We start from the raw sequence: 14756 nt of genomic DNA, 5'->3' as shown, positions 1-14756 counted from the left end.
GTAAAATCAGCTTTTAAACAAATTTGTAAGAAACGATCCTGTCACCAAGGTCGATTTTTACTGCTAGTATCGTAATCGGTATTATAAATACGTAGAATAGGAATAAATCACCGAGTGAAACGTGCACATTATGCCGTTGAAAACAAACACTCATACATAATTATAGCATGAAAAAACATATTTTTAGCTGTCTGACACTGGCTATGGTAATCTCATCCTCCGCATTATTCGCACAAACGAAAGCCATTGCACATCGTGGCGTATGGAAAAACAGCCATCTTCCGCAAAATTCCATTGCTTCCTTAACAGCGGCCCACGAACTCAAGCTCTTCGGATCCGAGTTTGATGTACATTTGACCAAAGACAATATTCTTGTGGTCAACCATGACAATGATTTCTATGGCATTGATATCGCAACGGCAACCTACAAAGAGCTCTTAGAAAAGAAACATCCTAACGGTGAATCCATTCCCACGTTGGAAGAATATATTAATGTTGGAAAAAAATTAAAGGGTTTACGCCTTATCCTTGAGTTGAAAATCAATAAACTTGGGGTCGAGCGTACGCTTGAAGCGACCACAAAAACGGTTGAAATGGTCAAAAGCTTAAAAGCTGAGAAAATTACGGATTACATTTCCTTCAGCTTTGAAGCTTGTCAAAAGATCCACGAATTGGCTCCTAAGGCTAATATCCAATATCTTACAGGAGATAAATCTCCTTCAGATGTAAAAGCTGCTGGGATTAATGGGGTGGATTATCACTTTTCCGTCTTTAAAAAGAATGCGACATGGCTGAAAGATGCGCATCAACTTGGTATGAAAGTGAATGCATGGACCGTAAACACAGAAGAAGAAATGACAAATCTAATCGATCAGAAAATTGATTTTATTACCACTGATGAACCTGAGTTGTTGCTCCGCATATTAAAGAAATAAGGACAAACCGAGTGAACAAAGGACATTTATAGCGATGAAACTAAACACTCGTGTCGCCCGAGGCAGCATGATTGCCTTTATATAAAGAATAAATGATGAACAAATAACCGAGTGAAACGAGTTCATTTAAACACATGAAGATCACTCATAAATAGCATAAATAATTCAAATAAATGAAAAAAAGTCTTTTTCTCGTTATAGCACTGTGTTTATCTTTCCTATCGTATGGGCAGGAATTTATTGCAGGCAGTTATAATATACGCCAAAGAAATACCGTCGATGTCGATAACATGTGGAACGACCGGAAAGTCCCGCTTACCAATCTGATCAAATACCATGGTTTTGATATCTTTGGTATCCAAGAAGGTTTTTTTGATCAGGTTCAAGATCTCAAAAAGCTCCTTCCTGGATTTGATTACGTGGGTGTAGGTCGCGACGATGGTGCACAAGAGGGCGAGCACTCGGCGATTTATTACAATACAAATCGCTTTAAAGCGATAAAGAGTGGAACTTTCTGGCTTTCAGCCTCAGATACCGAACACCCGAATAAAGGCTGGGATGCAGCACTACCGCGAATCTGTACCTGGGGTATCTTTGAAGACAAGGCCAACAAAAAACGCTTTATCTTTATGAATACACATTTTGACCATATCGGTCGTACTGCACGTACCGAAAGTGCAAAATTGATTCTGACAAAAGCAAAAGAGTTTGCCAAAGATCTACCGCTCATTTTAACCGGAGACTTCAATGTGGATGAACAAGATGAGGCTTATTTTACACTTGCCAATAGCAAAGTAGTTACCGACGTACATGAATTGGCTCCTTTCAAATATGAACCGAATTCTTCCTTCAACGGATGGGGCAAAAGCATCAGACCAACAGGCCGCATAGACCATATCTTTATCACCAAACCTTTCCAGGTAAAAAAATATGGTATCCTGACCGACACCTACATGAATAAATTTCCGTCGGATCACTTTCCAGTAGCAACGACACTCTCCTGGAAATAATGTCTTGTTAATAACAACAACCCTATAACACAAACAGCAGGTTCGCTTAGGATCTGCTGTTTTATTTTGTGGGACAGCTTTTATTTACACCGCATCAGGAATAGGGACTCAGCACGCTGTAGCGTATCTGCTACGATTCCAGACAATAGCTATGTTTCCTGGCAATTGGTTTTAACTTTCACATAAATTAACAGTCGATATGTTTAATTTTGACAGCAAAATAAAAACATGATGAAATTTCCACTATTATATTGTACACTATTTGTCTCCGGATTACTTTATTCCAATGCAAGCGAAGCACAGATTTTTAAGAAAATCAGTGAGACATTGGCAAAAGCAAATCAGGGCCAGACCGACAGTACCAAAACAACGACAACAACAAATACGACCGCAATAGCATCAAAATCGAATACCTTGGCATCTTTGTCCAATAAGGATGCATCGTTGGGAATCAAACAGGCTTTAAGCAACGGCTTAAATCTGAGTATCGAATCTCTAGCCAAGAAGGATGGTTTTTTGGGAGATGCAGCAGTAAAGATTTTGATGCCTGCCGAAGCACAGAAAGTAGAAAAAACGCTTCATGCTGTTGGGATGGGGAAATTGTGCGATCAGTTTATACAGAGCATGAACAGAGCTGCGGAGGGAGCCGTTAAAGAGGCTGCCCCAGTATTTGTCAATGCACTTTCGAAGATGACGATTACAGATGCAACCAACATTCTTTTAGGCAGCAAAGAAGACGCCGCGACAACGTTTTTTAAAACAAATACATCGACCGAATTAACAAACAAGTTTAGTCCTGTTATCAAATCTGCTATGGGTACAAACAATGTGGACCAGTACTGGACCCAATTGACAACAGCTTACAACAACCTTCCTTTAGGCAATAAAGTGGAGACAAATCTTACGGCATATGTTACGCAGAAAGCAATAGATGGTCTATTTATCAAAGTTGCCGACCAGGAGTCAAAAATTAGACACAACATAGATGGCAGTAGAAATACCAATATCCTGCAGAAGGTATTTGGTTACGCTGATCAAAAGAAATAGAACACGATTTACATGTAAAAAAAGGACCTGTCAATAATTTTATAGGTCCTTTTTTTATCTGAAATTGTCTGGTCTTATTGGCCAGGAAGAACCTTCAGTTTGCTTTCATTGCTGTTGGTGTCTGCGAAGTCATGAAGGTTTTAATTGATGCAGGACCATCATGATTTCTTTTTTCCTATCCATGGATAAACCAAACAGCTCAAAAGATCTCCAGCACAATGCTATCTAGCGATACATTTTCTTTAGCGGTACATTCTCTTTAGGAAAATTAGGATTCTATCCGCTCCGATCCCTTTCTGTTATTGCCCATTTGTTACAATAGCGTCAAACGCATGTATGAAGGGTAAATTGTTTGTAAATGCAACCAAATTAAATTGCAAATAAAAAGCAATTTATCTAAGTTTGACCACCCTTATCACATTAGGGCTATTAGAAAATGAGCACATTTGAGATCAACAACATAAGTGATTTTTCGGTATCCGAAAGATTTCAACGCTATGTACAGATTGACACACAATCTGATGCAAATTCACCAACATGTCCTTCTACAGAAAAGCAAAAGAACCTAGGAAAGTTACTTGTAACGGAGTTGCTGGCATTGGGTATTTCAGACGCGGCAATGGATGAAAATGGATATATTTACGCAACTATTCCATCCAATACCACAAAGCAAGTTCCCGTTATCTGTTTCTGTTCTCATATGGATACATCTCCGGACTCTTCTGGAAAAGATGTAAAACCACTGGTTCATGCTAACTATCAGGGCCAAGATCTTGTGCTTCCTGACGACAATAGTATTATCATCAAATATGCCGAACATCCCGATCTAGCCAATCAAATTGGCCATGATATCATTACAGCGAGTGGCATTACTTTACTCGGTGCAGATGACAAAGCAGGTGTGGCCGAAATCATGGATGCTGCCCGTTTATTAATGAAACACCCTGAAATCAAACATGGTGACATCAAAATTCTTTTTACGCCAGATGAAGAGATTGGTAGAGGTGTTGATAAAGCAGATTTAAAACGTTTAGCAGCAGATTTCGCTTATACCATGGATGGTGAAAGAGCCGGAACCATCGAAGATGAAACATTTTCCGCAGATGGAGCTACATTAACTATTCATGGCGTATCGGTGCATCCAGGTTTTGCTAAAGGGAAGATGCAAAGCGCCATCAAAATCGCCAGTGCTATAATTGAGGCGCTACCGAAAGATAGGCTTTCACCTGAAAGCACCAACAAAAAAGACGGTTTCGTACATCCTGTTCATATCAGTGGATCTGTGGAAAAAGCAGAAATTCAATTTATCGTACGTGATCACGTTACGGCCAATCTCAAGAAACATGAAGATGAACTGGAAGGTATTGCAAAATCAATCGTGGAGCAATATCCAAACTGTACTTATACTTTTGTTGTAAAAGAACAATACCGTAATATGAAAGAAGTGCTGGATCAGCATCCTGAAATTATGGAAATCGGGATGGAAGCCATCAACCGAGCAGGAATGGTAGCCGAAAGAAGAAGTATCCGTGGTGGAACAGATGGCTCCCGTCTTTCGTTTATGGGGCTGCCTTGTCCAAATATTTTTGCCGGAGGGCATGCTTTCCATGGAAAACAAGAGTGGGTAGCTGTACAAGATATGGAAAAAGCCGTCAAAACAATTTTGCATGTTGTATCTTTATGGGAAGAAAAAGCATAAAGGAAAAATAAATTATAATGAAAAACGACGTATTAAAGGCAATACACTACAGAAGATCAGTATTTCAAGCTTCCTTTACTGAAGAAGAAGTCAGTAAAGAAGATATCTTGAGTATCTTGGAAGCGGCCAATGCTGCTCCAACACATAAAAGGACACAACCTTGGCGTTTTGTCATCTTCCGCAAAGAGGGATTGGAACGTTTGGGCACGGAGTTATCACGTATTTACAAATCGGTAACACCAGCAGAGAAGTACACTGAGGCAACAGAAATAACAATGGGCAAAAAAGCAACACAGTCAAACGTTGCGATCGCTATTGTTGTCAATTATACAGGTGAAGTTCCCGAATGGGAAGAATTGGCCTGTACAGCTGCAGCAGTTGAAAACATGTGGTTAGCTGCACACTCGCTAAACATTGGTGGATACTGGGCGACTCCCGGTTTAATCAATCATTTGGGTGGTTTCTTAAATCTCGAAGAAAATCAAAAATGTATTGGTCTATTCTACTTAGGACACCATCAATCTGAGGCGCGCGAACCTATCCGCACACCAATTGCAGATAAAATTCGTTGGGAAGAATAAATCTTCTCAACTTTATAATAAACAGCGAGCGGCTTAGAGGTATCTGAGCCGCTCGCTGTTTATAGGTTAATTAATTATGCATGACGGACCATCAAAACCCATTTTTATTAAATATTTCATAATGAGATCTTAACCATTTAACAATCTTGCAGAGATAATTTCGCAACATACTTGTGACAGACGCTAATCAACTAAAAAGTGAAATTATTATGCAAAGAAACATCGTTTGGTTAATGGTATTAACCATTATTACATTTCTCCAAATTCCAACCAACAGTTGGGCTCAGGGTACCGAAGCGACGATTACAGGTCGGATCATAGACAACAATGGGCCTGTAAAAGGAACATCTGTATCGGTAAGGAATGAATCAACAGGATTTAAACAAACGACACTGACCAACCAAAATGGTGTCTATACCTTTCAGCAATTACCTTTGGGTTCGCCATACAGCATCACAATCAACCACGTTGGCTATGCAGAACAAAAAAAGACCGACTATAAATTGAGCTATGGTGACGAACTCAATGTGGATTTCACCTTATCGTCAGCTGAAAATAAATTGGATGAAGTTATCGTTCAAGGCACTGCGGCTGACCTAAAAAACAAGATCAAGACATTGGGTGCATCTACCGCCATTACGGCCAATGACCTCAAAAAAATGCCTGTAAATGGACGTAATTTTTCCTCTCTGATTGATTTATCGCCTGTCAGCAGTGGTACAAATCTAGCTGGACAGCGCGCTTCATCGACCAATTTTACGGTAGACGGAATGAATTCGCGCAGCACAGTGGCCGGTGGAAATAGCGGCGGAGCTTATTCAATCTCCATGGAAGCCATTCGAGAGTTCAAAGTAGTGACCAATGACTACGATGTCACATTCGGTCGCAGCGGAGGGGGCAGCATTACCACCGTAACCAAATCCGGTACAAATACGTTAACTGGAAGTGCATTTACTTTTGCCCGGGCAGGTTGGCTTTCGAGTAAGTACAACCTCAATGGAACAGCCCGAAAACAAAAATTCTCCACCTATCAATATGGATTCTCACTTGGAGGTCCAATCATAAAAGACAAAGCTCACTTCTTTGTAACTTGGGACCGTCAGATGGACACCCGTCCTCTTCAGATCGCAGACATTCAAACAACGGAGGACATTGCACGTTACAAAGTAACCCAGGCTACATTAGATGAGTTTACCCGCATTGCTGTAGGTAAATATGGTGCAAGTGCCGATCGCCTGTTTGGTTCCTTTGACAAGAAGAAAAAGACCGACGCGGCCTTCGCCCGCATTGATTGGCAATTGAACGATAAAAACTTATTGACTATTCGGAACAACTTTGTCTACGACATGGACAATCAACAAGAGGGAGACAATACAGGCATCAATGCTTTTGAATCCTACACCAACAGAAGGTATATTAACAACAGCCTCATGGCCTCCTTGCGCACGTCGATCAGTTCCAAATTGACCAACGATTTGAAGGTGCAACATTTTTATGAGCGTTCTGAAGCACAGCACAATGTAGCTGGATTTGATCAGTCACACAGTATTCCACGTGCGATCGTTGAATCTGTTCAATCGGTGGACGGCACAAATAAATATACCAATTCAATACAGCTTGGTGGTCAGCGTTATGCACCAGAATGGTTCAACGGAAATATGTTACAACTGGTCAACAACCTCTATTATAACACAGATAAAATCAAATATACCTTCGGTGCAGATGTCATGTATACGAACATGGATTTCCGCTACGGCAGCGAAATGAATGGTCGTTTCTATTTTACTGGTCTACAAAATTTCGATAACCTGACTTCTTATCGCTATGCCCGTGATGTATATATGACTGACAAAGAAAACACCTTGGTCAACAATCTAGCTGTAGGTCTCTATGGACAGATGGAAGCTAAAATCGCTAGGGGTCTTGATGTTGTCGGCGGCCTACGTCTGGACAATACGAAATACCTAAAGAAGGCTACATTCAACCAAACAGTCTATGACGAACTGGGCCTTTCAACCGATAATGGTATCAACACTTTTCAGATACAACCCCGCGTGCAGTTCAACTGGGATATCAATGAAGAAAAGAAAAATATAATCCGTTTTGGCGCTGGTATATTCGGTTCGGCCCTCAACCCCTATTCTATGTTAAACAATATGTTGTTTGATGGCTCACGCATTGCCGGTGTAGATATTACTGACCCTACTTTAATTCCCAAACCAAATTTTGCAGGATATCGCCAAGACCCCGATACAGCTCCAGGGCGCGAACTGCTGGACAACCCGAAGATCGAAAAACTTGTTACCATCAATACCAATAGCAAGGATGTAAAAGTGCCAACTGTATATAAAGCGAATATTTCCATCAATCACTTTTTCACACCTTCGCTACGCATCGGTTTAAGCGCTTACGGAACCTGGGGGCGCAACAATTATATGTATGTAGATCGCAATATGGTGGAGGATCCTTACTTTAGGCTGACCGCCGAAGGTAACCGTGGGGTGTATGTTCCGGCATCAAGCATCAATACGACAAATGGTGCCGCCAACTGGACCAATAGCCGTAAAACAAAACAAATAGGCCGCGTACTGGAAATGAACAGTGAAGGAAAAAACAATTCTTATACGGTTGTGCTGGACGGAACTTATCGTTATTATAAAGACGGGCAGATAACCGTATCTTACACCTGGAACGACACAAAAGACAATACCTCCTACAACGGCAACGTCGCAAATTCCGCTACCCTTTCGCTGATGGTGAAAGATGATCCACGCGACTTGAGTACGATGACGTATTCGGACAATCAATTCCGCCATAAAGTTGTTTTTTATGGTACTATGCCATCGCTATGGGGTGTATCTATGGGTTTACGTTTTAGCGGAATTGCAGGAACGCGCTATTCCCTAGCGGTTAACGGGAATGTTAATGGTGATTTTGTAAATTCCAACGATCTTGCCTTCGTTTACAACCCCAGCAATAAAAACACACCCGATTACATCAAATCGGGCATTCAAGCCATTTTGGATGATCCAAAGGCAGAACAGAGCATTAAAAAATACATCAATGGTAACCTCGACCGCATCGCCGAAAGAAACGGCGGCATCAACGGTTTTTACGGCGTATTTGACTTACATTTGGCTAAAAATCTAAAAGTTTACAAGAAACATGGCATTGAAGCTTCGATAGACATTTTCAATGTAGCCAACCTATTGAAAAAAACTTGGGGTGTAGGACACAATCTGGGTAAGCAAAATCTATATGCCATCAAAAGCTTTGATGCAACCAGTCAACAATATATTTATAATATGAGTTCTGGTGTGGGAGTATCCAATTTAAATGGTAATCCTTATCAAGTACAATTAGGCCTGAGATATGCATTTTAAGTAATTCAGACTATATAAAAAAGCAGCGAGCCATTTCCTATGAAAGAAATGGCTCGCTGCTTTTTATCACTATTATTTTTTTTCGATTCCAAAACAATGCGGCGGTTTAATTACAATTACTTGTGCCGAGTTCCGTTCCTCTTTGACGGGGAACACAATTTTCAGACGCCCTTTTGTTCCCTGCCATTTTGGCCCAAACTGCAAAAGTCGAACCGCTTCATCAACGAGCGACTGATCTGGTTGTCCTTCAGCACTGATATGAGTAGGCACTCCATTTTTGTCGATTGTAAAATTGACAATAATTTCGCCTCCTCTTACAGATGTAACGGACTTCTGATTGAGGTACTGTTCAAAAATTTTCCATCCTTCACGCGGCGTTGCATCACCTCCATCCAACAATGGTTCAACAGACACCTTATTTTCAGGCTCGCTCAACTCTACATCCGTTGTACGCTCCGCTTTACCGCTAAAATGTTTAAAATAGAGCAAGGCCAATAAAGTCACAAAAAGTACCCCTGCGGTAGCACCTATCGCCAGACGCTGCCAAGTGAAATATTGGGCATGTCTTGTCGCAACTGTATCTTCTACACGACGATTGAGACGTTGCTGCAATAGACTCAATTGTCGGGCATCCACACCATTTTGTAATCGATAACCATCGATAGCATCTTGTAAAAAGGGATCTTCCAATGCTTCTCGTTCCAGTTGAAACATGTCCTCCTTAGTCATCAAACCATGGATGTAATTATGAATCCGTGATAATTGATAATTATTTTCCATTTTCTTTCCTTTCCATACAGATTTTTAGATTGCGCTTTCCATTTTGAATAGCACTCTTGACCTTATTCAAGTCATATCCGGTCAAATCTGCAATATCTTTATAACATTTTTGCTCGAGATAGAATAAACGTACACATTCTTGTTGTTCGTGGTTTAAAGTCTGCATACATCCCTCCAGTTTCTCAAAGTCTTTTTCTTCCCATTTGACTTCACTGGTATCATTTAACTTTTGTTCACTTTCGAACAAATTGTCTTCAATATCAACCTGTGTTGTCCGCTTATCTTTACGTAACTGCATCAGGCAATAATTTTTGCTGTAAACGTGTAACCAGCTCTTAAAATTATCGACTTCATATTGCCGAAGCTTCGTGATAAGTTCTTCAAATATCTGCATCACAGCATCCTGACTACGGTCGGGGTCTTGTAAGTATTTAAAGCACACACCATAAAGCAAGGACATATAGGGCGAATATAGTTTCCCCAGCGTAGACAAGTCACCGCTTGTTTTATAGTGTTGTAAAAGCTCTTTTTCGTTCATGCGCAAATCATTCACCTTAATGATGATTTAAGATACAAATTTCCATATATAAAAAAAGGAGCTATTGAAAATTAGCGCAAAACAAAAACCGTCCCCATAACGAAATGGAGACGGTCGATAAAAATATAATATGAATTACGGATTTAATTTCCTTGTTTCCAATTGTATCGCAGTGTAACACCGTAAGTCCGCGGATCGGCAACTACTCCTGCATACTGTCCATAGCTTCCAGGTGCTGCCAGCAATTGTTCGTAATAATCTTTATTGGTTAGATTTCTACTCCAAACAAACACCGAAATACCATTCGATCCCCTGAATCCTAGCCGAGCGTTCAATACCGAATAGGCATCAATGTTTAGGTACTGTGATGGTGAGGAACTGGATGAGAATTTAGACCGGTGAAATAGGTCTGCGCCCAAAAAGTAAGATCCATTAATTCCGATCAGCTTCCCACTTTTATTCGCTTCGCCGCCCAAGGACCAGGACCATTTGGAAACACCAGGAAGGACGCCACCAGAGATATCTTTAAAAGCTTGCGCTCCGCCAACCTCTTCTAAGGGAACAGGTGCGTTGGTAAATTTAACATATTTGGCATCAGTATAGGCCAATGCTCCATTCAATCGGAGAAAATGTCCGATGTTGATATTTCCATCCAATTCAATACCCTTTACACGTACCTTTTCGGCATTGGCCAGATAACCACGGTTTACCCCAGGCTCGGGTGTCTGCACTTGCGTTTGATAGTCTTTGATATCCGTTTGGTAGACGGTCAGATTGAGGAGTGAATTGCGTGTTGGATTTGTCTTCACACCAATTTCCTTATGACGGACAGCCTCAGGTTTTACTTCGGCGAGATCCAGCAACACCGCTCCATTGGCTGTGGGCAATCCGCCGACGTTGATACCGACAGGTTTATAACTGATTGAATACGTTGCGTAAGCATTTATCTTCGGATTGAAGCGATATCTTGCGGAGAGTTGACCAGAGAAATTGTCTGCATCCGCATTGACATCAAAAGTCTGATTGGTATATACACCGTTCTTTAAGGCAAGCAGGGCGGGATCTGAGGTCTGCAAACCACCATAGGTCTGTCTATCGTAGTTAGCCACCTTTTTATCGTAGTTGTAGCGCAGCCCTGGGAGGATATGTAATTTTGGCGTTACAGCCCAATCAATCTGTGTATAGGCTGCCAAGCTTGTGCTTTTAATCCCGTAAACGGTCTTGATTCCAAAATTATCAAATAATCCCGGTGTCTGCCACAAAGCACTGGTAGAGCTTTTTTGAAAACGCCAAAAGGCAGATCCTGTTTCTTCGGTATGTACAGGGTCTGTGCCCAGATCCTGCCAAAGACCAAATAAACCAACAACCCCGCTGACCTTTTCACTGATTTTACCAGAGTATCTGAACTCCTGTGACCACTGGTTATGGACGGAATTACCTGCTGAAACGGTGTATACCGGAAGTCCTAAATAATCGCGGTCATTGAGCGGAACCCATGTCCATGTCCGCCACGCAGAAGTTGAGGTCAGTGTCCCTTCTCCAATCTTGATATCGGCATTCAATGCGACCCCACCCAATTTATTATCAGCTTTAGATTGAGTATCCAAATCTATCTTACGTTCGAAAGCACTTTTATAGGGCAACTCGTAGCCAAGATCTTTAATAATTGCATCAAATTGTCTGTAGTCCGCACGCTGTGTTTTTACAACTCCGGCAACCGCCCAGCCATAACCGTCCGGTTTTTGTGATGACACGTCCCCAGAAAGTACGAGTTTGATATTTTCGGTTGGGGTAAACAGCAATTGCCCTCTAAAGCCCAGGTTGTTGATATCATTGATCTTCCTATTGGTATGTACATTAAACAAGTTTCCATCCCGCTGTGTACCAGAGAAAGAAGCTCTCGCAGCCAAGTTTTTGGCCAATGGTCCTGAGATTGAAGTCTTCGCCTGAATAAACCCCTGGTTTCCATAGCTGACTTCCACATTGGCCTCGGGTGTAAATTGAGGCAGACGTGAGGTGATATTGAAAGCTCCCGCGGTTGTATTTTTTCCAAAGAGGGTACCCTGTGGTCCCCGTAGTACTTCAATCTGATCAATATCAATGAAGTCTAGCCAAGTTGCGGCAGGACGAGCAATATATACGCCATCAAGATAAAACCCAACACCAGGATCAATCCCATCATTGGTGAGGCCATAGGTGGAACCAAGTCCGCGTATGTTAAGTGTTGTATTACGTGCGTTCGATGCATACAACTGAACAGTTGGCACCAGTTCTTTCAACCGGTTAACATTAAAAGCACCTGCATCTTCTAATGCTGCTCCACGAATAATTGATACGGGAATAGGCACGTCCTGCAATTGCTCTTTACGGCGACGTGCGGTGACGACCACTTGATCCAAAGCTTCCAATCGTGGCGTAAGTTCAATCACGGCCGGAGAATGATCTACCACGATGTGACGAGTTTGATAACCGACGATGGATACGATCAATGAAAATGGTAATTTTTGTCCAGTTACAAACTGAAAAACTCCTTTACTGTCTGTTTTTACTTGGTGCGTAACAGCTTCCAGCTGAACCGTTACCCCCTGTAATGGTTCTTTTGTTACGGCGTCAATTACGGTACCTGTTAATGAGGCATTTATAATAGGTTTAGGATTTTCTACTTGCGCATAGCTGTGGTAAGAACCCGTTAAAAGCAAGCTAAAAACGACGCTAATTCGAAAAATAGCATTTTTTTTCATAAATTTATTCAGTTTAATGGTGAATCTAAACAAGTGCCAACGCCAATCGATACTTGCTTCATTGTTAAAACTTTGTGAAAGGGAAGCCTCGGCTTCCCTTTTCTAATATAAGAGAGTGTAAGAGAGAAATTTTAACAACACATTCGTTTCTTGTCACTTTTTAGGGTAACAACAGATCCTTCTACCGAAGCAACCAATAAACTTGTTTTTGGAGAGTAATTTTGTTTCATTCTTTTTATCTTGTTATTTTCTTTTATTTCCTGCTGCATAAACGAATCAGTATATGCACTTATCAGGCGGCAATTTCAAACAACTTTCATCACATTTCTTTGTTATAAAATCAATTTCATGGCTAGTTCGATTCATAATCAAGTCAGTCCTTTTTGCTCGCCTTCCTATTTACCTGTAAATCAGATAACGATACAAATATATAAATATTTTTTAAAAGACTACTAATTTGATAGATTTAATGATATTTTTTTTCAAAAAGCCATTAAACCTTAATTTTAAGACACTTAAAGCAAATAAAAAGCGGCTCAAATTTCTTTCAGCATGAAAAAAATCGCGAAGGCAACCATCCTAATCACCAACTACCCAGCGAAAATCAAGAAGCAAGCGATTGTATAAAAAACGAAGATCTGTGCTACGAATCAGAAAAAAATTCACGCATAAACCCTTGATGAAAAAGCATAAAAAAGGCCGTCCTAGTTAGACGGCCATCTTTACAGTCATATTTTAACGATCTATTTCACCTTGAAACACTTACCGTCTTAGCGAAATAGCACCAGAGCAATCAATAAGGTAATAATAACATTAAAAGTTTGGGCAATCAGAAAAGCATATAGCGGTTTCTTATTGTCTTGAGCAAAAAGATCCTTAAAGTTCGTTTCCAAACCAATGGATGTAAATGCCAAGGTAAACCAGAGGCCCTGTAAGTTTTTCAAACTTCCTTTGACGGCATCAATCTTCTCAGGAGATATCACGAATGAAAAGAGCAACGATGCAAATACAAATCCCAACACAAACTTCGGGAAACGTTCCCATATAATTTTCAGCGTAGGCTTATCCCGCTTGGTTTCATCATCAACCGATTTCGCATAAGTCCAATAAATACTGATGGCAAAAGCAGCCAGCCCCAACAATACGTTTTGGGAAAATTTCACAATGGTACTGATTTTCAACGCTTCTTCTCCTACCAGGGAACCTGAAGCCACGACAGCACCAGTTGTATCAATACTCCCGCCGAGCCAAGCACCGGTAACTTCTTGCGACAAGCCCATCCACTCCGCCATATAAGGCATGAAAATCATCATTGGAATCGCTGTAATAAGGACCAGTGAAATGACATAGGAAAGCTTTTTGCTATCACCTTTAATTGCTCCCGAAGTTGCTATCGCTGCGGAAACACCGCAAATAGATACTGCACTCGACAGCATCAGCGACATCTCCTTGTCAATCTTTAATTTTTTACAAATCCAGAACGCAAAGTACCAAACAGACAATACGACAGCCAGTGCTTGAATAAGCCCCAAGGATCCCGCTTTCAGGATATCCCCGAAGATCACGGTAGTCCCGAGCAGAATTAGGCCTATCTTGACATACAGCTCGGTACTGAGCGCCTCTTTAAACCAATTAGGCAGTTTAAAGCAATTGCTGATGACTAAACCGATAATCAAACTAAAAATTACAGCTTCGAGATTGTATTCTTTAACTGTTGCATTCCCTGCCAGCACCAATGCAAATACGGTAAGGATAAATACAACAGGAAATACAACGAATAATTGTCTTACAGATTTCCCCAAAAGAAAGGCGCCCAATATCGCGGTAACGAATACAAAAATAAACTGCTCAAAAAGCTTCATTAAATTTGTCGGGTCGAAAACCGTTGCGACGAGTTCGGCGGAATTACTCCACGAAAAACTAGGTACTGGCGCAACAATTCCTGAGAGTGCGAGAAATATGGTAGCGATCCCCAAAATGACGACTACCCAGTCTTCTGTAAATGTAAATGATCTTGAAGATGTCATATAATGGTTAGGGTT

Annotated in this window: 10 protein-coding genes; 6 read left to right on the top strand and 4 right to left on the bottom strand. The window is 41.0% G+C overall.

Annotated elements, in window-relative coordinates:
* Positions 1-167 precede the first annotated feature (167 nt).
* The 6 genes from B3H30_RS07290 to B3H30_RS07265 all read left to right on the top strand — a co-directional run bounded on the left by B3H30_RS07290 (position 168) and on the right by B3H30_RS07265 (position 8655).
* Positions 168-935, top strand: a complete 768-nt coding sequence (locus B3H30_RS07290; protein ID WP_070570274.1) for a glycerophosphodiester phosphodiesterase — start codon at positions 168-170, stop codon at positions 933-935.
* A gap of 173 nt (positions 936-1108) precedes the next feature.
* Positions 1109-1945 (top strand): endonuclease/exonuclease/phosphatase family protein, encoded by an 837-nt coding sequence (locus tag B3H30_RS07285; protein WP_070570276.1) that lies wholly within the window; start codon positions 1109-1111, stop codon positions 1943-1945.
* A 228-nt stretch (positions 1946-2173) separates the two neighbouring features.
* Positions 2174-2992: a DUF4197 domain-containing protein gene (locus B3H30_RS07280; protein ID WP_070570278.1), complete on the top strand. Its 819-nt coding sequence runs from the start codon at positions 2174-2176 to the stop codon at positions 2990-2992.
* A 436-nt stretch (positions 2993-3428) separates the two neighbouring features.
* Complete coding sequence (gene pepT, locus B3H30_RS07275) at positions 3429-4691, top strand: peptidase T (protein ID WP_070570281.1); 1263 nt, start codon at positions 3429-3431, stop codon at positions 4689-4691.
* A 17-nt stretch (positions 4692-4708) separates the two neighbouring features.
* Complete coding sequence (locus tag B3H30_RS07270) at positions 4709-5272, top strand: nitroreductase family protein (RefSeq protein ID WP_236560304.1); 564 nt, start codon at positions 4709-4711, stop codon at positions 5270-5272.
* 209 nt (positions 5273-5481) lie between these two features.
* The gene (locus B3H30_RS07265; RefSeq protein ID WP_115046466.1) at positions 5482-8655 is read left to right on the top strand and encodes a TonB-dependent receptor; all 3174 of its coding nucleotides are present in this window, start codon (positions 5482-5484) and stop codon (positions 8653-8655) included.
* Between the two features lie 72 nt (positions 8656-8727).
* Here the strand turns inward: B3H30_RS07265 and B3H30_RS07260 are convergent, their stop codons facing one another.
* From B3H30_RS07260 to B3H30_RS07245, 4 genes are all read right to left on the bottom strand, one after another.
* On the bottom strand, positions 8728-9435 hold the full coding sequence (locus B3H30_RS07260; protein WP_070570288.1) for a hypothetical protein: 708 nt from the start codon (positions 9433-9435) through the stop codon (positions 8728-8730).
* A complete protein-coding gene (locus tag B3H30_RS07255; protein WP_070570290.1) occupies positions 9425-9973 on the bottom strand; it encodes an RNA polymerase sigma factor in 549 nt (182 codons plus the stop codon). The genes B3H30_RS07260 and B3H30_RS07255 overlap by 11 nt, the downstream gene beginning before the upstream one ends.
* A gap of 143 nt (positions 9974-10116) precedes the next feature.
* Positions 10117-12714: a TonB-dependent receptor gene (locus B3H30_RS07250; RefSeq protein ID WP_070570292.1), complete on the bottom strand. Its 2598-nt coding sequence runs from the start codon at positions 12712-12714 to the stop codon at positions 10117-10119.
* Between the two features lie 770 nt (positions 12715-13484).
* Complete coding sequence (locus B3H30_RS07245; RefSeq protein ID WP_115046465.1) at positions 13485-14741, bottom strand: YeiH family protein; 1257 nt, start codon at positions 14739-14741, stop codon at positions 13485-13487.
* Positions 14742-14756 lie beyond the last annotated feature (15 nt).

This window comes from Sphingobacterium sp. UBA7038 (assembly GCF_002494055.1).
Taxonomy (GTDB): Bacteria; Bacteroidota; Bacteroidia; order Sphingobacteriales; family Sphingobacteriaceae; genus Sphingobacterium; species Sphingobacterium multivorum.
Note: the sequence above shows the minus strand (reverse complement) of the source record. Positions and strands in the feature narration are given on the sequence as shown.

Coding starts and splice junctions, on each gene's coding strand:
- B3H30_RS07290 (WP_070570274.1), top strand. CDS start 168: ATGAAAAAACATATTTTTAGCTGTCTGACACTGGCTATGGTAATCTCA.
- B3H30_RS07285 (WP_070570276.1), top strand. CDS start 1,109: ATGAAAAAAAGTCTTTTTCTCGTTATAGCACTGTGTTTATCTTTCCTA.
- B3H30_RS07280 (WP_070570278.1), top strand. CDS start 2,174: ATGATGAAATTTCCACTATTATATTGTACACTATTTGTCTCCGGATTA.
- pepT (WP_070570281.1), top strand. CDS start 3,429: ATGAGCACATTTGAGATCAACAACATAAGTGATTTTTCGGTATCCGAA.
- B3H30_RS07270 (WP_236560304.1), top strand. CDS start 4,709: ATGAAAAACGACGTATTAAAGGCAATACACTACAGAAGATCAGTATTT.
- B3H30_RS07265 (WP_115046466.1), top strand. CDS start 5,482: ATGCAAAGAAACATCGTTTGGTTAATGGTATTAACCATTATTACATTT.
- B3H30_RS07260 (WP_070570288.1), bottom strand. CDS start 9,435: ATGGAAAATAATTATCAATTATCACGGATTCATAATTACATCCATGGT.
- B3H30_RS07255 (WP_070570290.1), bottom strand. CDS start 9,973: ATGAACGAAAAAGAGCTTTTACAACACTATAAAACAAGCGGTGACTTG.
- B3H30_RS07250 (WP_070570292.1), bottom strand. CDS start 12,714: ATGAAAAAAAATGCTATTTTTCGAATTAGCGTCGTTTTTAGCTTGCTT.
- B3H30_RS07245 (WP_115046465.1), bottom strand. CDS start 14,741: ATGACATCTTCAAGATCATTTACATTTACAGAAGACTGGGTAGTCGTC.